The sequence below is a fragment of the Treponema denticola genome, from assembly GCF_024181405.1.
GTDB classification, from domain to species: domain Bacteria; phylum Spirochaetota; class Spirochaetia; order Treponematales; family Treponemataceae; genus Treponema_B; species Treponema_B denticola_D.
This window is the reverse complement of record NZ_CP051302.1, coordinates 800,328-826,023: the sequence shown is the minus strand read 5'-3', so window position 1 is coordinate 826,023 and position 25,696 is coordinate 800,328. Positions and strand designations below refer to the sequence as shown.

The 25,696-nt window shown below is 33.2% G+C and carries 28 protein-coding genes; 2 read left to right on the top strand and 26 right to left on the bottom strand.

What is annotated here, in order from left to right:
- Positions 1–12: 12 nt before the first annotated feature.
- From HGJ18_RS03775 to HGJ18_RS03655, 26 genes are all read right to left on the bottom strand, one after another.
- Positions 13–1,833, bottom strand: coding sequence for a DUF354 domain-containing protein (locus HGJ18_RS03775; protein ID WP_253697740.1), 1,821 nt, complete (start codon positions 1,831–1,833; stop codon positions 13–15).
- A 152-nt stretch (positions 1,834–1,985) separates the two neighbouring features.
- Entirely contained in the window at positions 1,986–2,978 is a 993-nt protein-coding gene (gene pseI / locus HGJ18_RS03770) for a pseudaminic acid synthase (protein WP_253697739.1), read from the bottom strand.
- Complete coding sequence (locus tag HGJ18_RS03765; RefSeq protein ID WP_253697738.1) at positions 2,975–3,439, bottom strand: GNAT family N-acetyltransferase; 465 nt, start codon at positions 3,437–3,439, stop codon at positions 2,975–2,977. The genes pseI and HGJ18_RS03765 overlap by 4 nt, the downstream gene beginning before the upstream one ends.
- 22 nt (positions 3,440–3,461) lie before the next feature.
- On the bottom strand, positions 3,462–4,037 hold the full coding sequence (locus HGJ18_RS03760; protein WP_253697737.1) for a GNAT family N-acetyltransferase: 576 nt from the start codon (positions 4,035–4,037) through the stop codon (positions 3,462–3,464).
- 24 nt (positions 4,038–4,061) lie between these two features.
- Positions 4,062–5,039 (bottom strand): GNAT family N-acetyltransferase, encoded by a 978-nt coding sequence (locus tag HGJ18_RS03755; protein WP_253697736.1) that lies wholly within the window; start codon positions 5,037–5,039, stop codon positions 4,062–4,064.
- Entirely contained in the window at positions 5,040–6,335 is a 1,296-nt protein-coding gene (locus HGJ18_RS03750; RefSeq protein ID WP_253697735.1) for an aminotransferase class III-fold pyridoxal phosphate-dependent enzyme, read from the bottom strand. It lies immediately after the preceding gene.
- Positions 6,336–6,337: 2 nt separating this feature from the next.
- Positions 6,338–7,027, bottom strand: a complete 690-nt coding sequence (pseF, locus tag HGJ18_RS03745) for a pseudaminic acid cytidylyltransferase (protein ID WP_253697734.1) — start codon at positions 7,025–7,027, stop codon at positions 6,338–6,340.
- Positions 7,024–7,818 carry an aldo/keto reductase gene (locus tag HGJ18_RS03740; protein ID WP_253697733.1) on the bottom strand — a complete coding sequence of 265 codons (795 nt, stop codon included), beginning with the start codon at positions 7,816–7,818 and terminating at the stop codon, positions 7,024–7,026. Before HGJ18_RS03740 ends, pseF begins: the two co-directional genes overlap by 4 nt.
- Positions 7,819–9,717, bottom strand: coding sequence for a hypothetical protein (locus tag HGJ18_RS03735; RefSeq protein WP_253697732.1), 1,899 nt, complete (start codon positions 9,715–9,717; stop codon positions 7,819–7,821). It abuts the gene before it with no gap.
- A gap of 14 nt (positions 9,718–9,731) precedes the next feature.
- A complete protein-coding gene (locus HGJ18_RS03730; RefSeq protein WP_301338937.1) occupies positions 9,732–10,151 on the bottom strand; it encodes a UDP-galactopyranose mutase in 420 nt (139 codons plus the stop codon).
- Between the two features lie 108 nt (positions 10,152–10,259).
- On the bottom strand, positions 10,260–10,415 hold the full coding sequence (locus HGJ18_RS12850; protein ID WP_366793579.1) for a GtrA family protein: 156 nt from the start codon (positions 10,413–10,415) through the stop codon (positions 10,260–10,262).
- A gap of 64 nt (positions 10,416–10,479) precedes the next feature.
- Positions 10,480–11,631, bottom strand: coding sequence for a UDP-4-amino-4,6-dideoxy-N-acetyl-beta-L-altrosamine transaminase (gene pseC / locus HGJ18_RS03725; protein ID WP_253697730.1), 1,152 nt, complete (start codon positions 11,629–11,631; stop codon positions 10,480–10,482).
- Complete coding sequence (gene pseB, locus HGJ18_RS03720; RefSeq protein WP_253697729.1) at positions 11,631–12,626, bottom strand: UDP-N-acetylglucosamine 4,6-dehydratase (inverting); 996 nt, start codon at positions 12,624–12,626, stop codon at positions 11,631–11,633. The genes pseC and pseB overlap by 1 nt, the downstream gene beginning before the upstream one ends.
- A gap of 15 nt (positions 12,627–12,641) precedes the next feature.
- The gene (locus tag HGJ18_RS03715; protein WP_253697728.1) at positions 12,642–13,946 is read right to left on the bottom strand and encodes a capsular polysaccharide export protein, LipB/KpsS family; all 1,305 of its coding nucleotides are present in this window, start codon (positions 13,944–13,946) and stop codon (positions 12,642–12,644) included.
- A gap of 1 nt (position 13,947) precedes the next feature.
- Positions 13,948–15,186 (bottom strand): ABC transporter ATP-binding protein, encoded by a 1,239-nt coding sequence (locus HGJ18_RS03710; RefSeq protein ID WP_253697727.1) that lies wholly within the window; start codon positions 15,184–15,186, stop codon positions 13,948–13,950.
- A 6-nt stretch (positions 15,187–15,192) separates the two neighbouring features.
- Entirely contained in the window at positions 15,193–16,050 is an 858-nt protein-coding gene (locus HGJ18_RS03705; RefSeq protein ID WP_253697726.1) for an ABC transporter permease, read from the bottom strand.
- 222 nt (positions 16,051–16,272) lie between these two features.
- Positions 16,273–17,052: a sulfatase-like hydrolase/transferase gene (locus HGJ18_RS03700; protein ID WP_253697725.1), complete on the bottom strand. Its 780-nt coding sequence runs from the start codon at positions 17,050–17,052 to the stop codon at positions 16,273–16,275.
- 3 nt (positions 17,053–17,055) lie between these two features.
- A complete protein-coding gene (locus HGJ18_RS03695; RefSeq protein ID WP_253697724.1) occupies positions 17,056–17,202 on the bottom strand; it encodes a hypothetical protein in 147 nt (48 codons plus the stop codon).
- Between the two features lie 890 nt (positions 17,203–18,092).
- Complete coding sequence (locus HGJ18_RS03690) at positions 18,093–19,607, bottom strand: DUF6056 family protein (RefSeq protein WP_253697723.1); 1,515 nt, start codon at positions 19,605–19,607, stop codon at positions 18,093–18,095.
- Positions 19,608–19,675: 68 nt separating this feature from the next.
- Entirely contained in the window at positions 19,676–20,629 is a 954-nt protein-coding gene (locus HGJ18_RS03685) for a glycosyltransferase family 2 protein (protein ID WP_253697722.1), read from the bottom strand.
- Complete coding sequence (locus tag HGJ18_RS03680; RefSeq protein WP_253697721.1) at positions 20,622–21,035, bottom strand: GtrA family protein; 414 nt, start codon at positions 21,033–21,035, stop codon at positions 20,622–20,624. The genes HGJ18_RS03685 and HGJ18_RS03680 overlap by 8 nt, the downstream gene beginning before the upstream one ends.
- Before the next feature lie 63 nt (positions 21,036–21,098).
- Positions 21,099–21,308 (bottom strand): nucleotidyltransferase domain-containing protein, encoded by a 210-nt coding sequence (locus HGJ18_RS03675; RefSeq protein WP_253697720.1) that lies wholly within the window; start codon positions 21,306–21,308, stop codon positions 21,099–21,101.
- Between the two features lie 29 nt (positions 21,309–21,337).
- Positions 21,338–21,757 carry a nucleotidyltransferase substrate binding protein gene (locus tag HGJ18_RS03670; protein WP_253697719.1) on the bottom strand — a complete coding sequence of 140 codons (420 nt, stop codon included), beginning with the start codon at positions 21,755–21,757 and terminating at the stop codon, positions 21,338–21,340.
- A 30-nt stretch (positions 21,758–21,787) separates the two neighbouring features.
- Positions 21,788–22,264: a hypothetical protein gene (locus tag HGJ18_RS03665; protein WP_253697718.1), complete on the bottom strand. Its 477-nt coding sequence runs from the start codon at positions 22,262–22,264 to the stop codon at positions 21,788–21,790.
- A complete protein-coding gene (locus HGJ18_RS03660) occupies positions 22,252–22,560 on the bottom strand; it encodes a nucleotidyltransferase domain-containing protein (RefSeq protein WP_253697717.1) in 309 nt (102 codons plus the stop codon). Before HGJ18_RS03660 ends, HGJ18_RS03665 begins: the two co-directional genes overlap by 13 nt.
- A gap of 273 nt (positions 22,561–22,833) precedes the next feature.
- The gene (locus tag HGJ18_RS03655; RefSeq protein ID WP_253697716.1) at positions 22,834–24,558 is read right to left on the bottom strand and encodes a cation:proton antiporter domain-containing protein; all 1,725 of its coding nucleotides are present in this window, start codon (positions 24,556–24,558) and stop codon (positions 22,834–22,836) included.
- Between the two features lie 109 nt (positions 24,559–24,667).
- Between HGJ18_RS03655 and HGJ18_RS03650 the strand changes: the two genes are divergently transcribed.
- Positions 24,668–24,907: a hypothetical protein gene (locus HGJ18_RS03650; RefSeq protein ID WP_253697715.1), complete on the top strand. Its 240-nt coding sequence runs from the start codon at positions 24,668–24,670 to the stop codon at positions 24,905–24,907.
- 23 nt (positions 24,908–24,930) lie between these two features.
- The gene (locus HGJ18_RS03645) at positions 24,931–25,596 is read left to right on the top strand and encodes a DUF8091 domain-containing protein (RefSeq protein ID WP_253697714.1); all 666 of its coding nucleotides are present in this window, start codon (positions 24,931–24,933) and stop codon (positions 25,594–25,596) included.
- Positions 25,597–25,696: the final 100 nt, after the last annotated feature.

Sequence of the window (25,696 nt, the reverse complement as noted above, 5' to 3'; positions counted from 1 at the left end):
GGTATATACATATCAATCAAACTTACCATTAAGACTGTACACTGAGTATATCTTTGTCAAATTATATAAAAGAGGGGAGTATCGGAGTACACTTTTTTTTTTATAATTATAAATTATATAATTATCTTCAGGAATTGAAATATATGCATAGTTTTTTGAAGAAATCAATTTTAGTTTCCGGATATTATTAACATAGATTAACTTCGGTAATTTTATTCCGTTTTTCTTTAAAAGCTTACTGATATTAATTTGAATTTTTTTGAAAGTAAGTATAAATATCAATTTACGGAACGCTCTTAACCCCGTATGTATAACTTTAGATTGTAGTGATTTTTTTTTAGGAAACATAACGGTATTTATATAGAGTTCTATTCCTTTTAATAGCGCTTCTGTTTCGTATTTTTCAGAATGCTCTGTAACGGAAGCTGTCAATTGTTTTATATTCATATCGTCAACCGATATTTTATCAAAACAAATATCATACATCACCTGTTTGATTTTTTTAGGAGCAAAAGGCCATTTATGAATATTATCAAAGTCGTGTGGAACAGTTTCACTAAAATCAATTGCCGGAATAAAATTCCGCCAATAATTATATCTAATTGCATCACGTAACATAGAAAATGTATATTTCATGTTTATCATTTCATTAAGTTTATCTTCATATTCTTTTAGATTTGAAGCAACTTGCATAAAAGAAGCATTTGAATAGTATGATCCGGTTATACAAGAAAGTATAGGTATGCCAAGCCGGGCACATTCAAGCCCCATTGTAGACTCCGTTACAAGAACTAAATCGGCTAATTCCATCAGATCATAACTTGAAATATCATCATCCGACCATACTATTTTAAAATTATGAGATATTTTACTTTTAAATTCTTTTTGTAATAATAACAGATGACTTGAAGGTTTACCGTGCTGTCTTGTACCTTCACGCGGATGAATACGAACTATAATTTGAATCTCAGAATACCTTAGTGCATATGTATGGAGAAAATGCATCCAATCTGAAGTAGAGGTAAAAAGTTCCAACACCGGATTTTTTATATTCCAAGCTTTCATTGCTGCATTAAAACCTATAGATTCATCATTACTGGAGGTAAAAGCTATAACAGTTTTCTTATTTTTAGATAATTTTAGTTTCTGAAGCAAGCTATCAGGATTATTGCTTTTTGCATTTGAAAAAATATGTGAATCGGAACCGTATGCTCTATAAAGCGCATCTTTAAATGAAGCATTTACATAATAAGGATGAATAGGGAGAGAAGCATATTGAGACCAAGCTTGACAAATTCGTAATATATCTAATCCTGTAAAACCTTTTGTAATATTGTATCGTGAATAATCCGAACCGCAATAACTAATATTAGTCAAAGACTTATAAAATATATTATTTTTTTCGGCAATATATTTTGCCGCTTGGCATTGTGCATAAGGATTAAAGGTTAAAAGCAAGTCAGGCCTTAATGATGAGACGACACAATGAGCTGTTTCCAGCGCAATCATAGTATCTAAAATATATCTCTTGTAAAGAACTGCAGTCTCTTTATTTAAGTTGTGTACATCCAAAATTTTGCTAGCACGAACCAATTCATAAAGAGCTATTTGTCCGATTTGAAATCCCCTATATGAAAATGCATAATAATCGTCAATATTTTCGGGTATCAGTTTTTCAAGTTTACCTCGTACTTCAGAGGTAATAATGTCTGCCATATCTATTTGTGAAAAACGATATTTTTTTTGAGCAATTTCCAATATTTTTGTACATCGTTCACAGAGTATCGCTTTTTCTTCAGGTAAAATATTACCGAACTTTCCGTTTGCAGCCATCATTGAACAGCATTCCATTTGTCCCGTACAATGAGTTACATAAATATTTTTTCCGGATGAAACCGAATCCGCCGCGGTTATTAATGTCCTAAGATACGGATATATTCCCGTTTCCGGTAAAAATATAATTACTTTTTTTGGTGTATTTCCTTTCACTGAATAGGTTCCCCTCTCTTATATTCCCTATCCGATTTTTTACCTAACAGTTCCGGAAGAAATTTCGGACTTAGACCGTCTCCCGGTCTTATGGAACATATGTTGTCTTCGGTAAAAATCTCTCCTTTTTGTATATCTTTGACGGCAAAGAGAGAACGTGAGAATTTTCTGCTTTTTTTACTTAACTCCGAAAGTTCATATGAAGCTCTGCCTAAGCACTCTTCCGTTTCACGAATTCGTTTTACCATCATGCAAAATTCTTTTTCATTCATCGAAAAAGCGGAGTCGGGGCCTCCTATTGAACGGTCAATAATAAAATGCTTTTCAATAACTTTTGCTCCCAAAGCAACAGCTATACATGCACAGGTATCTCCCATAGTATGATCTGATAATCCAACCTTACAGTTAAATCTTTGTATCATATCCGGTATTGTTAAAAGATTTGCCTCATTCAGAGGGGCAGGATAAGCGGATGTACATTTTAATAGGGTAATATCAGAGTTCTCTACTTTTTTACATGCGGCTACAGCGTCTTCTATTTCCTGTAAAGTCGCTATTCCTGTGGAAATAATCATCGGTTTATGCTTTGAAGCAGTATATTCAATCAAGGGAATATCTGTAATTTCAAAAGAGGCGATTTTATATATAGGATTGTTAAGTGTTTCAAGAAAATCTACCGCGGTTTTATCAAAGGGAGTTGAAAAAAGCTGAATACCCAATTCTGTAGCATAATCAAACAATTCTTTATGCCACTCCCATGGAGTATACGCTTGCTGATACAGCTTATATAAGGTTGTACCGTCCCAGAGAGTCCCCTGATTTATCTGAAAATACTCATTATCGCAATCCAGTGTGATTGTGTCGGCAGTATAGGTTTGAATTTTTACCGCATCGGCACCGGCATTTTTTGCCGCTTCTATTGTTTTAAGAGCGATATCTTTATTATGATTGTGATTAGCCGAAAGTTCGGCAATTATAAAAGTTTTCATATTATAAGTTTCTCATATATATTATGTTGATTGTTCGTAATTAATTGAAATCCATTATTAGCAAAGAATATATTTGACACTTTATTTTCATAAAGTACATGTGCACTAATTTTAGTAGTACGTGGCCATCTTAGCTTTAATTCATTGAGTGCAAGTTTTAAACAATTGGAAGCAATGCCTTTTCCTCTATATTTTTTCGTAATACTTATATTAATTATCGGAGAATCAATATTTTTTCTGCGGTCAAAACGTATTTGCCCTACAAAATTTGTATCATCAAAAATAAGGAAAAAGAGTATATCCGGATCATGTACACTTGCGGCATACCAGTTTTTGTGCTCTTCCCATGATATTATATTATGCGAAAACGAATTTTTTCTGACATCGGGATCATTTGACAAATCATATATAAGCTGTATATCATTATTCTTTGTTTCGGACTGTGCAAGTCTAATCGTCATTATTAACTCTTTATTTTTTATACTAACAAAACCATTGTACAGGTGTTGTATTTATAATACTGTGTATAACAACATCTTTATATTCACCGTTACACAAACAGTGCTCTTTTAAAACAGCTTCTTTTTTAAATCCGTTTCTTTCAAAAACAGGATATAAATGAGGTCGTAAATCAAATGCATAAGTATATATTTTATGCAGCTTAAGCTCATCGAAAGCAACTTCTTTTAAAAGTCGTAAAAATATACCCCAGTGTTTATCGAAATAGTTCTTATCCAAATCCGTATTCATAATAAATGAAATTTCCGCATTATTATCTATCCAATTGATATGCACTAAACCGCCGTATCCGATACAAACATCATTTTCCAAATAAGAAAATAATATCTGATCAGGCTTACCCATATCAAATAAATTTGAAATAACCGTATCAAAATATATATTTTGCTTCTCAGCGGTTAAGGGCTCGTTTTGCCGTAAATGATATATTTGCTCATTGCGCCATTTCATTATATCAAAACGGTCTTCGTATCGAATCGGAATAATGGAGTAATGTTCAAAAGTGTAGATTTGTTTTTTTAATATTTTATATGTATTCATTGATATCTGTATGACCGAAATTAACTATAGATTAAATTTCAATTTAATCACATTTTTGATGTTTATCTTATTTGAAAAACCCCTTTTAAATTTTGAAATATCATTATATTTTGCATCGTCTGTTCCCGTAACATCTCCAAATTCAAAAAGACTGTATCCCGATCGTTTGGCCTCAAAAATTGATTTAAGAATAACAAAATGACTTATAGGCTTGTTTTCGGCCATTAAGCTTCTGTCATAAACACCGACACCGTAATAGGCACTTTTTATTTGTGAACATTTGTTTCCAAGCATAATTATATTACCTGCAGCCAATTTATTCTGAAAGTAACCGAGAACAACAAAAGCTTCTTCTGAAAGGATAGCTTCATATTGTCTATCCCATGTTTCATCACTTCTTGTTTGTCTACCGGCAACCTCAATATGGAATTGTTTTAAATCATAAAACAGTTTTTTATCGGCATTACTACGATTCATAATATGGTATTCAAGCTCCCGTTCACCCCAATTTAATAAAGATTTGTAGCTTTTTCGTATATTTCGTCTAATATTTTTTTCTTCATTTTTCAAATCAATCTCTGAGTAGTACTGTACTGCAGTACTTTGTATATGATCAAAATAGTGTGCCGTTATATGCGGTTCATGATAGTAATATATCTCTTGAATATGATCTTCTTTTATAAAAGCAAAAAAAACGTGAAAAATTTCATGCAGAATATCGGTATCGTCTTCAACATCATTCAAAATAAAGAAACTTACAGGCTGCTCAAAATATCTTAAAGAATTTATTGTATCGCTATATGAATAAGCACATAAATAAAAATTATCTTCAGAAAATACAACTAAGGAATTGTTATAAATATGCTTCGTAAAATAAGCACTGTAATACGCAATTGCGGAATCGGTATATAACCAATTACCTTTTATCTGGCGATATAAGGCGGATTGCTCAAAAACAAGTTTTTCCGAGTCGTTTAGATCTTTAAGAAATTTGACTTTCATCTATTTTATATTCCTTTTAAAGACAGGATCTACTTTCCCGCCTTTAAGGATTCCGTTAAGACTGTCTTGTTCAATAGCCTTTTTAATAAGAGCAAAGGCTTTATCGGTTGCATCAAGATATAAATCGATTTCTTTTTCGGTATGTGCGCCGTTCAAGTTACATATTGCAAATACCAAAATGCCGTTTTCAATCATAACTTGGGAGTATACGCTGTGTATATCCAAATACGATAAGCTGCCGGTTCCGTCAAAGGCAAGACCGCAATGCGGGGGCAAACCGCTGACCGTGATAATTTTTTGAAGCTCATATTTTTTTACCAGTTTTTTTAATCCGGCATGCATTTTTTCTCCGAGTTTCCAAATGTTTTTATAAAAGCCGGGATGTTCCAATATTTGTATTGCAGCCAGAGAGGCCGCCATGGAAAGCGCATCCCCTCCGAATGTTGTTGAAATAAAAACACCGGTTTCGATTTGCCGCATAATCTCTTTTTTACCGGCAACGGCGGATATTGCGTATCCGTTTCCCATTCCCTTGCCGAAAGCGGCCAAATCGGGAGTTACCTTATACAATTCGGAAGCTCCGCCCAAGGCATAGCGGAAACCTGAAACAACTTCATCAAAGATAAGAATTGCATTATGTTTATGTACCAAATCCTTTAATGCTTGCAGATAGCCTTCTTTCGGTCCGTCCGCCTGAATCGGTTCCAGAATGACGGCTGCAACCTTATCCTTATATGTATTTAATTTTTCTTCTATATCCGCAAGGTCATTGTATATAAAATTCTTTGTAAGCTCGCAAACCGCTTTCGGTACTCCTTTATTGTTGTTTGACGCACCGATTGACCAATCATGCATACCGTGGTAGCCGCTCATAAGCACCATTTCTTTTCCCGTATACGCTCGTGCAAGACGGATTGCGGCGGTGGTGGCATCGCTTCCGTTTTTTACAAAGCGTACCATTTCGGCACAGGGAATTATTTTGCATATTTTTTCGGCAAGTTCAACTTCTATGGGACTTTGTAAAGAAAAGCTTGCGCCCTTATCTAATTGTTCTTTTACGGCATCGTTTATGCGATCATCATTATATCCGACAGTGATAGGTCCCAATGCGCAAATAAAGTCTATAAATTCATTACCGTCGGCATCGTAAACACGGCAGCCTTTTGCATGATCGATGTATAAAGGAGAAATTCCTTTGCAAAAGTAACGGTAGGATTTGCTGAATGTTTGTGCGGCAAGCGGAGACACTTTTAATTCGCGTTCAAGCAATTCGTTTGATTTTGTATATGTTTTCATATTTACACTCCTTGTAGAATTTTATATTTTAATTCTGCAGATTTCCAGTCTTCCATTATATCGATATCCTGACATTCATTTTCATCGATTATATACGCACCGGTATTCGGCGGTACTAACGTTTTATGTTCCAATAATGCCGATGTTTTGCAAAAATAAAACATACCCACGTCATAATATTTCGGCACTAAATCCTGCGAACGGATAAGCTGAGCTTTACGATCATTCGGAACAAGTATACCGTCGCTTACAATCATCGCCCATTCTATCGGTACCGGATATTTACACACCGGCATAATGGCGTCGTTTGAATCTGAAAGCATTTGATTATAGGCCTTTTGCAACGAGTCGGCCGTTAAAAAAGGAACACAAGGATAAATACAACATACCATATCAAAACCAATGTTTAATTTTTTATATTCGGTTAATACTTCTTCCAAAACATCGTAGGTAATTGCGTAATCCGAACTGGTTTTAGCACTGCGCATAAAGGGAACTTCGGCACCATAGTTTTTTGCAACGGCAGCGATTTCTTCATCATCTGTTGAAACCATAACCGTATCAAAAGTTCTCGACTTTTTCGCTGCTTCAATCGCATAGGCAAGCATAGGTTTACCCATAAACTCTTTTATATTTTTCCGAGGAATACGTTTTGAACCCCCGCGTGCCGTTATAATCGCGATGGTTTTCATTCTTTACTCCACAAGGAAGGATTGATAATCTTTTCATCATGAACGGAAAATATGCTGTAATCGACAGATGGGCAGGGGCTTGTAGCCGCTTTATAAATCTCTTCCAAATCCTGTAAGCATGTAACACCGACAACCAATTTATCAACTTGTTTTAATGACAATACGAAATGCAGAGCATACAAAAGTTTCGGATGGGGGATTCCTTGCAAAATATGTTTTATCGAATCGAATTGCGCCGGATAATCGGTCATCAGTAATAAGCCTTGTAAAAAAACCGAGCGAACGTGTATTTCAATTTTTTTACTTTTCAATTCAGGAAGCAGCGGTATAAAACGCTGATCCAATAAGTTAAGAGGAATTTGCACGATGTCTACAGGATAGTTTTGAATTATCCGTAAAAGTTTTTCGGGAGAATACACACTTACGCCGATCTTATGTATCAGTTTTTGCCTTTTCCAATATTCAAACTTTTGCCATGTTTTATCATTTATTTCATCTTCACGATGAAATAAGAGAGCATCAATGGAACTGACGTTTAATTTACAAAGAGAGACCTCGAGTTCTGCATCACCCGATAATTTGGTAACAATCTTAAACGATGATAAATCATAACGGCCCAAAACGGCTTCACTTTCACCGTAGCCCTGTGCCGTATCCAGCGTATTTATATTGTGGATTTTACAAAATGTAAGAATCTTTTCTATTTCGACCGCCGGCACTTGACCGCGTGTATTTGAGATGCCGTAGTTCATGCCGAATTGAACGGTACCGAGTGCAAGTTTTGTCATCATTTAGTTTACCTGAATAACTTTAAAAGTGTCATCATATAAATATACAATAAATTTTTTACGTAATTGCTTTGCTTGTATATACGCCTCATCAAAGGTGAAAAAATCACGCTTTGTAACTGTATTGAGTCCATAAGTCATTGTTGAAAAAGAATCAGTCAAAAATTCTCCATCTCCTCGGTAATATTTACCATCAGATGTATAGATACTATTGATAGTAGGAAGTCCTACATAAGCTGAAATTATATAATATCCCGAAAGCTTTCTTAATAATCCTTCCTTACCTGAATATAGGCTAAGAATATCCGATGTATTTTCAACATATACGCAATATTCATGCTTATTTTTAGAAGTAACTTTATTTATTTCATTTAAATTTTTATAAAATTTATTATTATTTTCTTGTGCAGGTGAAAATAATTCAGATGTTAATAAATAAATGCTTTGAATTATATTATTTTGTTTTAATTTTTCTTTTAAATACGTCTTCGGACTCACAGCCAGTTTTTGTGATAGGAATGAATATGTTAAGTGTATTGGTTGTATATCCATAATTACTGTTGTAAACAGACAGACAGCACAAATTACATATATAAATTTGAATCTCTGAGTTGATTTTATCACCGCAGTTATTTCTGTAAATATATCAAAACCTAAAAAACAAAAAACAGATATAAAAAAAGCCGGTAAGAAAAAATATCCGGCACTCCCGCCATAAATACTTAAAAATAACCCCGGCATGATTCCGATCACGCTTATAATCACTAAAAGTTCCGGCAGAATATGATTTTTTTGTATTAAATAATCTTTACTGAATAGTTTTACTGATTTCGTTCTATACAAAAATACCACTATTGCGGGAAATAATAAAAGAAAATAATGATATACATAAAAATCATGACTAACATAATGCCGTATAAAATGCAGAAAATAAAATTTTGTCGGTTGATTCGATTTTTGAAAAATAAAATATGATACAAATAAAGCAAAAATATATAGTAAGACTTTGATCCATGTTTTTATATCGAAAGGTTCTTTTCTAAAAAGAAAATATGATACACCAATTGCAAAATAAATTCCTATAGAAACTTTAAACCCTGCTAATATTATAATAATTATCGGGGAAAAAATATAGTAAAAGCAATAACCAAAGTTTTTCAAAGATAAAATAACTTTTACAACGACTAAGAGCGCAAGCAAAGAAATTAAATATGATTCACTCATATATGTTGACTCCATCCAGAATCCCATCAAGTCTCCCAACCTACGTGGAAAAAGTCCGGCTAAGGAGAAGAAACACAAACAAATATCGGAAAAGGATAATATTATCCTTTTTGCATAAAACTTTCGAAAATCTATTAAGACTGAAAAAAAGAAAAAAATGAATGTTGGAATAAATACAATTGGATATAAATAATTATAAACAAGAAAAGATGGAAGTTTCAAAAAACGCGATAAAAGTGAAATTATAAAATTACTCAACCAATGATAAGGCGTGTATGAAGAATCATTTAATTGTATAGAAGGATAACCATTTGTAACAAAACTTTCAGCAAGACTTGCGTTAAACAATGTATCACTATGAGCTCTATCAGTGAGTAAATTGCGCACAGGAAAGAGTGAGAGATAACCGGAAAACCAAATAGTGCGAATCAAATAAAACGATAAACAAATAATTACCAAAAGAGATAAAACAGTTCGTCTCGAAATATTTTGAGCTCTATAAGACTGTACCAAACATTTGAGTGCTAAAATAGTCCAGATACAAACACAAATAAATGAAACAAGCAGAATTTTAAAAGCAAAATAGTACTGCGACCCAAATAAAGCAGTAAATAAAAAAACAAACATTATAAGACTAATAATTAACGGTATAAAAAATATATTTTGTCTTTGTTCCATACTTATGACACTCCTTATTTTATATCTTTCGCGACCAGGTGAAAAGTAGCGACAATTACCTGATGCATATCATAATATTTATAATCTGCTAATCTTCCACCAAATAACACATTTGGTTCTCGTTCTGCCAATTCTTTATCTTTTAAATATAGTTCCGTATTCTTCGTATCATTAACAGGGTAATAAGCTTCCCGTTTTTTTAACCATTTAAGAGGATATTCCTTTGTAATAACGGTTTTATTTTGTTTCCCAAATTCAAAGTGTTTATGCTCAATAATACGCGTATAGTGAGTTTTTGCATCGGTAAAATTTACACCTGCAGATCCCTGAAAATTTTCCATATCAAATACTTCTGTTTTGAATGTTAAACTCCTATATGTAATAGTTTTATTTAATATAAATTGGATTAATACAATTAAAAAAACAGAAAACATCTTAACAATCATTCGATCTATTTTTAATCAATGTGTACCGATGTATAAAATCAATATTGAAAGTAGTAATCCGGCATAACCTATTAAAAAAATAAACACCGCGTATTATTAAATTATCCTTTTTTTAAAGTTGATAAACGTATTAAGTAAGAAACTAATTGTTATACCAATATTAACACATATAAAATTGCTTATGTAAATGTTTAAATGTCTCCCCAGAAAATAAAATAACAAACTATCAATAACTGAGGCAACAGCACCTATGATGCCATAAATTATAATTTGTTTAATCAGAATATGATTTTAAATTAAAAGTTCATAAAAGTATTTAATCATAATTTAATAGTTCCTTAACAGTATCTATTACCTTCTGTACATCATCATTGCTCAATGCAGGATATAAAGGAATCGATAAAGCCCTTTCATAATATTGTTCGGCAATAGGGTAGTCCCCTGGTTTATAACCATAGTATGCTTTATAATACGGCTGAGTATGTACGGGAATATAGTGTACTTGTGTACCGATTCCTTTATCTGCCAATTCTTTCATAAAATCTTTGCGTGTTGTTCCGATTGCTTCAAAGTCGATTTGTAACACATACAGATGAAAACAGGAAACTTGTTCTGAATTTCTATAGGGAAGTTTAACATGAGGTATACCGTCAAAAGCTGTATTATATTGATTTACAATATGCTGACGCTGCTCTCTAAAATACTCAAGTTTTAAAAGCTGTGAGTAACCTAAAGCAGCTTGTATATCGGTCATGCGGTAATTAAAACCGATACTGTGCATTTCATAGTACCACGGTCCTGGATTTTGAGTCAATAATTTGGTATCTTTTGTCATACCGTGACTTCTTAATTGTAAAAGGCGTTTATACAAGGCTTCATCATTTGTCGTTATAGCACCGCCTTCACCGGTGGTGATTGTTTTTACCGGATGAAAAGAAAACACGGTCATATCCGAATATTTACAGTTTCCGACTGGAGTACCATCTGCATAAAAAGAACCGATTGCATGAGCTGCATCTTCAATAATCTTGATATTACGAGCATCTGCTGTTTTTTTTATACGTTCCATATCGCAGGCTAAACCAGCAAAATGGACAGGGATAATAACCTTTGTATCAACTGTTATTTTCTTTTCAATTTGATTCGGGTCGATATTATAGGTATCGGGATTTATATCGGCAAAAACAGGCTTTAATTTATTATACAAAAAGCAATTTGCCGAAGCTAAAAAGGTATTCGGAGTCGTAATACCCTCGGAGGCTTCAGGCAGATTGAGGGCTTGCACAGCAATATGTAATCCTGCCGTTGCATTGGAAACGGCTACACAATAACATGCTCCGGTTATTTCACAAATTTTATTTTCAAATAGGCTGACCGCCGGCCCTTGAGTTAAAAAGTCCGATTTTAAGACCTCCGTAACGGCCTTTATATCTTCATCATCAATGTATTGGTGTCCGTATTGAATCATCAGATGTTTCCTACTTTATCTTCATTATCCTCAATCCATTTTCTAAGCTGAGGTATAGTCATCCATTCGGCATTATTATCTGATGTATAACTGAATCCTTCGGGAACCAACTTGCCACCCTTAATCATTTTTTCAGCTTGTGCCCATTCACAAATCTGCGGAATAATTTTAAAATGCTCAGAATACTCATAGGTAAAATGGGCATCTTCTACACCTATCATTTGCTCATGCAGTTTTTCTCCCGGACGGATGCCGATTTCAATCTGTTTCGCTTTTTTATCTACGGCAGCCGCAATATCGCAAATATTCATGGAAGGAATCTTCTTAACATAAATTTCTCCACCTTCCATATCTTCAAATGCATGCCAAACAAGTTCAACACCCTGCTCAAGAGAGATCATAAAGCGAGTCATTCTTTTGTCGGTTATGGTCAGTTTTCCCGTTTTTGACATATCAAGAAAAAAAGGAATAACCGATCCGCGGGATCCCATTACATTGCCGTAACGTACAACTGCAAAACGAGTTCTACCGCCCGTATAAGAATTCCCTGCAATAAAAACCTTATCGCTGCACAGTTTTGTTGCTCCGTATAAATTTACCGGCTGACTCGCTTTATCTGTACTCAACGCCACACAGCGTTTAACACCTTTATCGATACAGGCATCTATGAGATTCATGGCACCGTTTACATTTGTTTTAATACATTCAAAAGGATTATATTCAGCAGTCGGAACAATTTTTGTAGCAGCGGCATGAACCACATAGTCAACACCATCAAGAGCACGATACAAACGTTCCCTATCACGTACATCACCTATAAAAAAGCGAACACGAGAATCATTTGGAAATTTTTTTGCCATCTCCCACTGTTTCATTTCATCTCGCGAATATATAATAATCTTTTTGGGATTATATTTTTTTAAAGTCATAGGAATAAAGGTGTTGCCGAAAGAACCCGTTCCTCCGGTAACTAGAATAATTGAATTTGAAAGCATAACAAATTACCTCTCTTAAATAAAATTTGAAAATATTTCCTTCTGTACTATACTGAAAATAATATTACAATTATTTTCCGCTGTAATATCAATTTGATTTATCCAATAGCTATCTACACAACCAAAATATGAAAAATTATATATTCTATTAAAAAATTGGTCTACATCATTTTCATTAACGGTATATCCGCTTAATATTATGCTTAATGCATTTTGTAATTCTTTTTTTGATTTTACGGCAAAACACCCTGGAGCAAACTGATAAAAGGAGCTGCCGAAGATAATTACGGGTTTACTTCTGAATAAAGCTTCATAGCCGACGGTTCCCGTACATGTAACAACAAAAAGTGCATTGTCTACAAGGTGCATTGAATTTTCATTTGTGTTAATAAATTGTATCCGGTTCCTCTGATAAAATTTTTCATAAAATTTTTCCGATCTACAAACAACTGTTTGTTTAGGATGTTCTTTAACGTATATATATATATCTTTTGGCAGATAAAAATCCAAAAGGTCTATAATTAAATCTTGATTCACATATTCACCTGCCATTGGGCAAGTGGTCATTTCAGGTTGATAATGCAACGCTACATAAATAAATTTCTTTGTATAGTCTGCTTCTTTAACATATTTTTTATTGTAAACTTTAATAATTTTATGCTGATTTTTAACTATACCTCTATTTGCAACAATTTTCATATAAAATGGTATTTTGAAATCAGCTGGAGTTGCGTAACGTATGGAATCGATATATTCCCTTACATTCTTTTCTATCTTTACGTCATTTTTTTGAGTATTGAGATATTTCTTCAATCTTGTACAATTATAAAAATCCGTCTCTAAGATAAATCGATCCATAAATGATAATTGTGTAAAGAAAAATAAGTACCCGCCTTTTTCTTTTATAATTTCTGCGATGATATAATCATAAACTTCGTGTGCAAAATTTGAGCCGATATAACAAACAACATTGTAAGTGTGAACAATATAATGCCAATAACGTAAATGCATTAAATACCATTCTTTTCTCTGATTGTAGGACGCATCAAACCAAAAATCATTACGTTCAAACATCTTTAAAACAACTGTTTCGCATTCGCTGAATTTTTTTATTGTAGGTTCGTCCAGAGGTTCCGTTTCAAAAAAATCATCTGGATAGTGCCCCAAAGGCAAAGCATAACAATCATAGACAAGAGTATCTTCATCTGCAAGATAGGATAACTCTTTTTCTCCTATATAAAAACATTTGGAAAAGGGATTATTTGTTATTAATTTTTCGGCAATACCATTTTCAAATCCGTTAATGATTACACTTTGCATATTAAGCCTCAATACATGAAAAAGAAGATTTTAGTTCAAAAAAACCGGACAACCTTTTCGGATTATCGTGATATACTTCAAATATACATACATCTGTCCCCCACCATATAGTCTCAGTATCTTCATTTACTCCAAAGTGAACAGTATAACGTCCCGATAAAAATATATTTTCTATTTCAGCTGATATTGTGTATTTTTTATGAGCTTCAATTTCATAATACGGTTCATCATGTCTAACACATACCAAAATCCCTGACTGATTGGCAATAGAAACAGCCAAAACAATTCGTTTTTTTTCAGTTGAAATAATGTCGATATTAAATATTATTTTTTCATTTTTATTATAAAATAATTTATCTTTTTTCTTATAATCGGGAATATAAAATGCCGTCACTGCAATAGTATTATCTGAAAAATTAGGCTTATAGTTCCGCATATCTATATATGTAGAAAATGAAGATAAAGAAACATATGAGTCAATTACATCATCAAGTTTTCCGGCTTGTTTTATTTTACCTTTTTCCAATAACACACCCTGATTACACAAACTCTTTACCGCTGCCATATTATGGCTGACAAAAAGAACCGTCCTCCCCTGCCCTGTCGAAAGTTCGCTCATCTTTCCAATAGCCTTCTTTTGAAATTCCGCATCTCCGACCGCCAGCACCTCATCGGCTATTAGTATATCGCTATCCAGATGAGCGGCAACCGCAAAGGCAAGGCGAACATACATCCCGCTTGAATACCGTTTTACAGGCGTATCAATGTGCTTCTCAATACCGGAAAAGTCTATAATCTCATCAAGGTTACGGTCAATCTCCCGTTTTTTCATACCGAGGATTGCTCCATTTAAATAAATATTTTCTCGTCCTGTAAGTTCACCGTGAAACCCCGTACCTACTTCCAAAAGGCTTGAAACCTTTCCCTTTATCTTTACAGAACCTTCAGTAGGAGTAGTTATACGGGAAAGAACTTTTAAAAGAGTCGATTTACCGGCTCCGTTCTTACCGATTATACCAACCCTGTCCCCTTGCTTAATATCAAAAGTTAAGTCTTTTAAAGCCCAAAACTCGGTATCGGAACCTAGATATTTATCTTCACCAATCTGTGAATGAGGATCTTCTTTTCCGCACTTTAACGCCCACCAGCTTTGAATGTCTCTAAAAAGAGCTCCATTATTGATAACCCCAAGCTGGTACATTTTTGAGAGATGCTCTATCTTTATTACAGTATTTGACATTTTAATCTACACCACATCAATAAAGTTACGCTCATTTTGATTAAACATAATAAGCCCTAAAAATAAAAAGAAGAAGGTCAGCAAAATACTCGAAATAATTGCTTGCATTGGAATCCCGCCTGCCCCATAAAACAAAACCCGAAAAAGTTCAATAGGAGCATTCATGGGGTTAGCATATAAGACCCAATGGAACCTTTGAGGAATTTGAGATACAGGATAAACTACAGCAGTGGCATACATTGCAAGATTTAAGGCAAAATTTACGAGGAGTCTTAAATCTTTATACTTAGTTGTTAAAGCCGAAATAACCATTCCCATTCCTGTTGCAACAGATGCAATCCAAATCAAAATAAGAGGAAAAAGAAGAGCTAACAAAGAAGGTCTTAAAACATCTGAAGTTACTACATAATAAACAAAAAATCCCATCAAACACAAAAATTGAACCAATATTCTCGTAACATTACTCGCAATATTACTTATAGGAACAGTCAGACGAGGAAAATAAACCTTTCCAAATAAAGATGCATTATTTACAAAGATATTTGTAGCATCGGTAAAACAGCCTGCAAAAAAAGACCATAGCATTGTGCCTGCATAATAAAATAAAATATGAGGAACACCGTCAGTACTTAATTTTGCCAGATTACCGAATACGAAAGCATACATTACAGTCGAGATAAGCGGATTTATAATAAACCACAATGGCCCCAAAATTGTCTGCTTATACTGTGTAACAAAATCTCTCTTTATAAAAAGAGCAATCAGATCCCTATATCTTATTACTTCGCGGATGGGTATATCCAAAAGCTTACGCTTTGGTTCTATAATTAAATCCCAAGTTTCTTCCGTCTTTGTTATAGTCATAAACTGTTCCTTAAAAATTATTCAAAATATTCCCATGCAGGCATGATTTCTACTCCGTATTATATGTCAATACCTCCGACATAAATATGTCAATACCATCGACATATTTATGTCATTACAAATGGCATATAACTATACTTATTTTTACTTCAATGGAGTATTTTTCTTATTTAATAATTCATTCCTATAAAAATGGGATTTAGAATTAATAAATTCATTTAACTATTTTTCACCATATTGTTCAAGTAAAGTAGGTTTATTTGAAAACAAAGACCTTCCAATTCCTAAACCGCCCCCATTATATTCAATTCCCAAAGCTTCAACTATTGTAGGAAAAAAATCAAAAGTTGCAAAAGCTCTATTTTTACTAAAAGCAGTTTCTTTTTCGGTATTTATGAATACATTATAAGCATGTCTCTCATAATGGGATTTGTTTTGAATATATAAATCACCGCCCATATAAAGATGATCGCCTAAAATAATTATAACAGTATCATCATAAAATTTTTGCTCTTTAATCCAGTCGAGAAAATTTGCTACTCTTTTTGAGGTACATGCAAACACATTATGAATCTGATTTATATACTTTTTTTCACAATCCTCATCCATATATCCTCCTGTAGAATGAGTATCTTCTAAGAATACAGAAAACATAAATGGTTTATCATAATTACTAAGCTCTATTAACTTTTCTTTTGAATATTCAATTATTTTTTTATCTTCAATTCCCCACCACACAAAATAATCTCTTGATACTTTACCGTTTTGGCGATAATAATTTAAGTCTTTTATCTTAAAATTACCATGCGTTTTTAATAAGGCTCGCAAACCTCCAAATTCTGCATCAACCCCCATAATAAAAGACAATACATAACCGTTATCTTTTAATAAATCTCCTAATCCATACGCACCATTAAAAAAATGCTCAGTATATTCATAACTATTTCCGCCTATGGGAAGCGTAAGCGGAATGCCTAAATGTGTACAACAAAGAGAAGCCATTGACTATCCCGTTCCAGCAAGCTGCAATTGGCCGCCTAAACCATCATTATGACTAAAAGAAATATTTTCTTCAGCAAGCTGAGAAAGCTCCGGTATTAAATTTACCCCCGGATTTGCAGTACTTGAAGCCTCAGCTTCCATGGATTCCAAATAAATTAAAATAAGATTCTTCTTTTGTTCAGGAAAATTAAAAGTTAACGTTTTGGGGTCAATATAATGTTTTTCATAAAATGAGGAATTTTCTTTTAATGCTACCCTGATAAAATCGATAAGTTCGAATTTATAAATAAATGATCAAACAGAAAGAAGAACAAATATCGATAACATAATTTTACAGTGCTTAATATAAATAGGAAAAATTCTTCTTGCCCGACCCCTGCCATTTCCCAACTTAACAGTAAGCTGAACCTTTTTCCAAATAAAAAAATAATTTAACAACAAAACAATAATAGGTACATCTAATACAAGGAAGATAAAATTCATTAAAATCAGTGAGCTTGTTCCGATTATAGGCATACTTAACGTAAACAACATCTGTTCAAGGTTTAGGGCAGGGAAAAATAAATAAAGGTATATGGAAATCATTATAAAACCGGTATATAAATATACAAGCACAGCCGAAAACAAGCTTCTATCTATTGACAAAGTATATGAAATCTTTTCTTTTTTCAAATTCAAAATATGAATCAAAAAAAAATAAGTAGGATTTCACAAGCGGCAGCAACAACAGTAAATTTTAAAATAAATCTAAAATTTAAAGAAAATAATTTAAAACTTATGTGGATAATACTTATATGCCGTATTATCCCTACTGCTAAACATGTTACAACTTGTGATATAGCCGTAAATATAAGTGATAATAAAAGTACATTTAAAAAGGCTATCTTTTTATGATTTAAAATATAAAGGCAAATAAATGAAATCGATAGTAAAATCAAAAAAGAAACTAAATAATACATATAATTTTCCTTAAATAACGCCTCAATTAATTACAGCTTGTTTAATCATTTTTATAATTTCCTATAATTTGCATATCAAATTTATTTGACTGTAAAAGTATCAACAGCATAGAAATCAGCATAAAGCTTATTTACCCAATCATCAGAATCTTTTTCAGGATTTCCCCAATCACCGTAGCCCCAATATTTTGATTTAAAGGTATGCTTATCAACAATAATATCTTTGATACCATTATTTTTTTGTTCTTTCATGCTTTCAAGCATCAAATCCCACTTTATACGCATATGATAACACTCAAAACTTACAAAAGAAACTATAGACAAATTAATTATCAGACAACATGTAAAAGCCATTAATCCAATTTTAAAACAGTGTTTAAAGTAATCAAAGCAATAAACCATAACTACTGCAATCAAAATAAAATTCAAAATGCTATATTGGAAACTTGCACGTCGTGGAATTGAAACCTGAATTGTTGCACCTATAAAAATAAACTCAATAAATAACACAAAAGCAAAAATAGCAAACAGTCTATAGAGTCTTCTATCTTTTTGTCTGAATTTTATAGCATATAAAGATGCAATAAACATGATGTACAACAAAAATAAGAACCTAGGTATCAAAAATAAAAAGACAGCCATCGATAAAATAAGAAATAAACTTATAGATATTCTTTTAAAATTAGGTTTATACAAAAATGAGGTAAGCAACATAAATAAAGACAAAGACACACAATTTTCATAATATGGCCATCTTAAAACCCTATTATATGTATTCACAATAGTCCCAATAAAATCGGCGGAAGACATTCTAAGAATTGCTGATAATGAAAGATAATCATGACCATAAAGTATATAAGCATTGATACGGGCGGTTGTACCCGGACATGTATAGAGAAAAAGCCATCCAGCAAACATTGCAATCACACCAACAAAATACCAAATAGGCAAAGTTTCTTTTCTTACAAAATAAGAATAAACCATTAAACAAATCTGCAAAAAAACAAATACTATACCAAATTCAGTTGACCACCCTGCAAGAAATCCTATAAAAAGCAAAAAAATAGTTTTAAAAATTTTATTAGTTTTAACATGATTGTTCTTATTTGTAATTATCCTCTGCCAATAAAATCGATAAGGTAAAATCCATAATAAAATTAATAACCACGCCCATAAATAATTAAAACTGCCAGCAGCCCAATAAAAAAAAGAACCAAAACATGAACTATTGTCAATAAGCAAAAAAGCAATCAAAATCAAAAGTACAGAAAAGTCTTTAAAGCAAAATTCCGGCTTTCGTGCAAAAATGAGCAAAAATACAAGAAAAATCACAGCCGTTCCAACAATAGCATTTATCGGTGCATAAAATGGAGTTGTTGCTAAATATGAACCTAAGGAAACTCTTAAAAGCTCCCCAAAACGGCCGTTCCAGTTATTATACACATTAACAGCAGCAGTCAAGCCGCCAAATCCGGTCCCCATATCGTCACTCTGAGTTGGAAAAATTGCATTTAAAAAATATAAAAAAAGAAAAACACCAATAAAAAAAAGGAAAATCCCATAATTTTTAAAAAAAATCTTCTCTTGTGGTAACATCAATTAATTCTCCTTAATATATCAATTAATCCAAACCAATAACAAAACTCACAAAATAAATAAACATACTACAAAACTGTCTCTATAAAATATTTAGGTCTATGCTTAGTTTCCAAATATATTTTACCTATATATTCACCAATCACGCCAATAGACATTTGGAGTAAGCCTCCTATCCCCCAAATTGAAACAGCTATGGTTGCCCATCCAACAACCGTGTGTCCGTTAAAGTATCTAACTAAAAAATAAACTGATAGCGCAATGCTTATAAAAAAAATACAAACACCTATAGTAAAAATAATCCTCATAGGCTTAATCGAAAAAGATGTTATACCTTGAAATGCAAGAGCAAGCATCTTCTTTAGCGGATATTTACTCTCACCTGCAAAACGCTCTTTTCTTTCATAGTATACAATATCCTGTTTATAACCTATTGTAGGAATTATACCTCTTAAAAATAAATTAACCTCTCCATATTCATTTAAAGCCTCAAGAGCTGTTTTACTCATCAAGCGATAATCAGCATGATTAAATATAATTGATTTAGGATCATCCGAAAATAATCTTAATATTTTATAAAAACCTTCAGCAGTAAATCTTTTAAAAAACGAATCTTTTTTTCTTGAAGATCTCACACCAAAAACTATATGAGCTCCATCTAAATACTTTTCAACCATCTTATCAATTGCGTCTACATCATCCTGTAAATCTGCATCAAGAGAAATTACGGCATCAGAATATTCCTTAGCAGACATCAACCCTGCAAGAACAGCATTTTGATGACCTCTATTCTTCGAAAGCTTTACCCCTTTAAATATAGCATTTGTTTCATTCAACCTTTTTATAATATCCCATGTATCATCTGTAGAGCCATCATCTACAAAAACAATATAACTTTTTGAAGATATTTTTCCACATGAAACAAGATATTCTATTTTATTCCTTAAAATATCGGCAGTAATTGGAAGAACATCATGTTCATTATAACAAGGAACCACAAGAGAAAGAATCGGACTATTCATCATTGCCTCCGGATTTAAAAACCAATAGTCTTTGTCCTAGATAGTTTAAAACCGTATAAAGACATACACCGCAAAACATTGCAATATTATCCTTAATATTTTCACTCTGACTTATAAAAATCTTATATATAATCCATTTTGCAAAAACATAAGCTAAAACATAACAGATTGCAAGATTTAAAATGAAAACTAAAACTTGTATAAGAGATCTGTCTTTATTTTTAAAAGTGAAATATTTATTTAAAAAGAAGCTGACTATTCCTCCGGCAATGTAATTGCAGGCAGATGAAACCCAGTAAGACCAATGTGCAAGGTTATACAATATAAACATAAGTCCCGCCCCCACAAGGGTATTTACCATTCCTACAATAAGGAATTTACCAAGTTTAATATCAATCAATTTCATAAACTTAATTTTCTTTACTTTAACACCACACCGTACTTATCAATATACTCTTTCAAATCAGGGTTAGTAATATCCGCATAAATTATGACATCGGCTAAATAGTGAATAAGGCGAAAAAAATTCAACATTCTTCAATGCTATATCTATATCGCTTCTTTCGGTATTGGTACCCATTGCGCGGGAACCGAAAACTATTCCCTCTCCACTTTTAATGTATTTTTGTAAAATACCTATCAATATTTTTTCTTGAGCTTCCGTTAATCCAAACTTCATACAAGATACCGATCTTTATAGCAGCCCTACTATATTTCAGTCTTAAAATAATTGTACATTTTCAACATTTCAGGATAAAACGTTTCTTTTATATTTTTTAATATTTCAGGAAGTTTTAAAGAATCGTAGGTATGACTCATAAGATTTCTGCTGTTTGTCATCTCAATCCAAACATCAATATCATCTATATATTTACTCTTATAAGCGTCCTTAAAAACATACTTAGGCGATATTCTTTCAAAACTAATGCCATCAAACTCCATCTTATCCCTTAGAGTTTTCCATGCAAGTTCAAAAGTATATTCAAACCGCTGTACAATTCCCTCCTGAATAATAGCCTCATATTCGGATAAATTATCTTTCGACTCAACAATTTCTTTTAAGAGCAAAAAAGCTTTTTCAAAATTTTGAAACCGCTGTTTCCAGCGTATATTTTCGGTATTGGTCATTATATATTATTATAAATCTTCCTTACAAATTCAACTTCCAATTAAATCGCCGGCTGCTTTTATAAGAGGCTGATACAAGGTATAAAAACGTTCCCAAGAAAAAAAAAGGAGGTTTATAGCTTCAACAAAATCTTCTTCCCGCTCGGGATACTCGTGGGCAAGATTATTCCTAAGAGTCCTAAAAAACTGCCAATCATTTACGGAAGACAATAAGCCTAATTTTTCAAGTCTATTAAGTATATCAATAAATGCTAGGGCTCTATCATCGTTTTCTAAGGCCTCGTAGAGAGCAGGAATTAATCTCAGTCCGATACAATCTTGTAATTTTGCAAACCTGTATAAAAATTGATCTAAAACGGCAACCCTATCATCACCAAAAGAATTTATACTGTTTTTGGTAAGGGGAAAAGAAGGTTTTAAAATTTCTAAAGCTTTTAAAATTCTCGCTTCGTGTTTTTCACACTCGTGTTTTGCAGAAATAAGCTTTAATCTCTCTACTTCTCCCATAAAATAATTCCATCCCGATAGGCGTTTTTTACGATAAGCCTTTTATCCTCTACCCCGCATGAAGTGATAAGATCAATCCGCTGTTCTCCTAGCTTGGCTTGAATTTCGGCTAATGCATTAATCTTTTCAGTAAACGCCAAAGAAGCGGCGGAAGGAGTTTCAACCAAGATGTCTATATCTCCGCCTTTTTTACCGTCATCAGCACGGGAACCGAAAAGAATTATCTTAAAAACTTCAGAAAAATTATTACAAATAGTATTTACTATAATATCTTTCGACCTTTCATCTAAACGCATAACGGCCCTATACTATTTACTTAAAAAATATCCTTTACAGTCAGCTTGAAAGAGTTCTGCACATAAAAAAGCTTTTTTTTCAAAAGAGCATAAAAAACCTTTGCTTTTTTATATTTTTTATAAAAAAGCTCATCTTAAAAAAATGACCAGCCGCCTGCAAAAGATCGCCGAAACAGATTCCAATGCCGGAAAAACTTCAATACTTCGTGATAATACAACAAAAAACAAATATTTTCAATAGGTTACAAGCTATTTAAAACAAAATGCCTACATTTAGTCCAAACCATAGGCATTTTTATGCAGTTCTATTATTTTTCCGTGTAAAAAATGATCTACAGCATCTTTTTCAGCCATACCTAAAGGCTCGCCATTATCCCCGATTATAGGAATAGCGTAGGTATCTTTTTCGGTATAAAGTTCATATAGATCTTTTAGACCTGTTTTTTGAGAGCAGACAATATCGGCAGGCTGCATTATGTCCATGGCAAAAACACAGTCATAGATAGCAGTCATTGTCAAGGCTTCTTTTAAATGTTCCAAACTTATTACACCTGTAAGCCTTCCGTCATCACCTTTGACCGCATAATTTAGGTTCGGACTATGGCTAAAAGAATTTATTATCACATTTAAGGGCATATTTTCAGAAATGATGGCAGGAGATTCGGGAGAACATATAGCCTTGCCGTTCAACATAACATCCCCAAGAGATAATGTAGTAATCAAATCCTCTTCGGTAACATCAAGCCCGCATTCTCCCGATTTTTTTACCCCGTATTTTACAAAAATAGGTCCGGCCAGTTGAACTATAAAGGTTGTGGCCGTAACTATAAGCAGGATTGTAGGCCCTATGGTATCCGAAAAATCCTGACCTGCCGAAATTGAAAGGCCGATGGCAACACCGGCCTGACTTAACAGGCAAAACGGCAAGTATTTCTTTACGGTTTCAGGCGCTTTTGTAAGAATGGAACCTAAAATAGCACCTATTGTCTTTCCGCATGTGCGTAAAATAACATATAAAAGAGCCAAAAGGCCTACAAAGGGCGTTACATTCCAAATGTTCAATTTTGCCCCAACCAAAACGAAAAAAAGCACATAGATGGGAGGGGTAAAATTTTCTACTAAAGTAAAAGTGGAACGGGTTTTTGCAGGAGCAAAATTAACCATAAAAAAGCCTAAGGCCATTGCAGCTAAGATAGTATCCAGACCAAGAAGATAAGCAATACCGGTAGAAAGAAGGAGGCTGCCCAATGAAAAGCCCAAAATTCTGCCTGAATCCGTCATCATATTTCTGATAATCAAACTTAGCAAAAAGCCTATCAGGCTTCCCAAACAGATAGATCCGAAAATATTATAAAGAAGTAAAAGGATTTGTTTTCCGAAACTTGCCGTTTGAGCTCCCAAAAGAGAAGCAGCTATTGAAGAAGCAAGGGCATATAACACAAGGGCAACGGCATCATCCATTGCAACAATACCTAGAACAGTAGTTGTTAAGGGGCCTTTTGTTCTGTTTTCGCGTAAAACATCCGTAGTTGCCGCAGGAGCCGTCGCAGAAGATATGGAGCCCAAGATTAAGCCTAAAGAAATGGAAGCGGCAAAATTCTTTGTAACAAAATATGCAACAAGGGAAATTACGATAGATACAGTTATAAAAGGAACTATGGACTCAAAAATCAATATACCGACAAACTGGGTTCCATATTTTTTGATTACCTTGGTTTTTAACTCCCCTCCTATTAAAAAGCCGATAAGAGCTAAAGCGATACTCGATAAGGGATCCAAGGCAGTAATTATTTGAGCCGATAAAATCTGAAAACCGGACTGCCCTATTATTATGCCGATTACAATATAACCTACAACCTGAGGAATTTTTAGTTTTTTAAAAACAGTTCCTCCAAGAGCACCTAAAAGCAATATTATGCCTAAAAGTAAAATAAGATTTGTATTTTCAAGCCGTGAAAAGTGCATAAAAGCGGGAAGGAATTCAGCCAATTTATTCATATCCGTAAATACTACCCCTTTCAAAAAAAAATGTAAATAAGATAACGGAAGAAAAAGTAAAATTTTCAACTAAATTGACAAGGACTTAAAAAGAGTGTAAACTCCTCCTATGACCCTGTATGAATATTATATCGTTTACCCTGACGGAGAAAAGCAAGAAATAGGAGGCCCCATATCCATAGGAGCCTTTTTAGACATCAACGGAAACGAGCTGCCTCATCAGCTTCCTACAAATAAAATGATAGTTTATCAAGTCCAAGGAAAGCAGACAATAGAAGAAAGAGGAATAGTACAAACCGTATATATCCTTGAGCAACTTGATGCTGAAGAGCTTTTAGACTATGTTTAAAAACTGAAAACTCTTTACAACAAATGATAAATACCTATAACGAAAGCGATTTGCACAAAAGTCTAAAAGAACATTTTTGCCCAAAAAACGGAAAAACAGAACAGCCGCTTTTAGGAAGCATTTGTGATATTCTGTGCAATGGGGAACAAGTAATAGAAATACAAACTTCAAATCTAAGTGCCCTAAGAGTAAAGTTAGAAAAATTTTTACCTTCTCACAAGGTTTTAATAATCTACCCTATAGCTGTCGATGCCTATATACAGGTCTTAAATGAAGACGGCTCAACAAGACACAGGAGAAAAAGCCCTAAACACGGCTCATTTTTTCAAATTTTTAGAGAGCTTTCCGGCCTTTATCATCTGATAGATAATAAAAACTTGAGTTTTAAACTTGTATATATAAGCTGCGAGATTATAAAAGCTGATACAGGGCCTAAAAAAAGAAGGGCTTACCGCCCCGGAATCATAAATAAAAAACTCATCGAAATACACAGCACTGAAGATTATAAGAATATGAAGGCTATATGCAAAAAGGTCTTAGACCTTCTTCCCGAAGAATTTACAAACCAAGACATAAAAAATATCGGAGCAAAAAAATATACTTCTTATACAAGCCGGTTTTTATGCAAGGCAGGACTGACAAGCTCTGAAGACAAAAAAGGAAGGTTTAAACTTTATAAAAAGATTTAGATTAAAGGATACCTATAAAACTCTTTTACCGACTTGCAGCCTTTAGTAAAAATAAAAAAAGGTTAAAAACATCCGAAGGAGTTTTTAACCTTTTTATGAT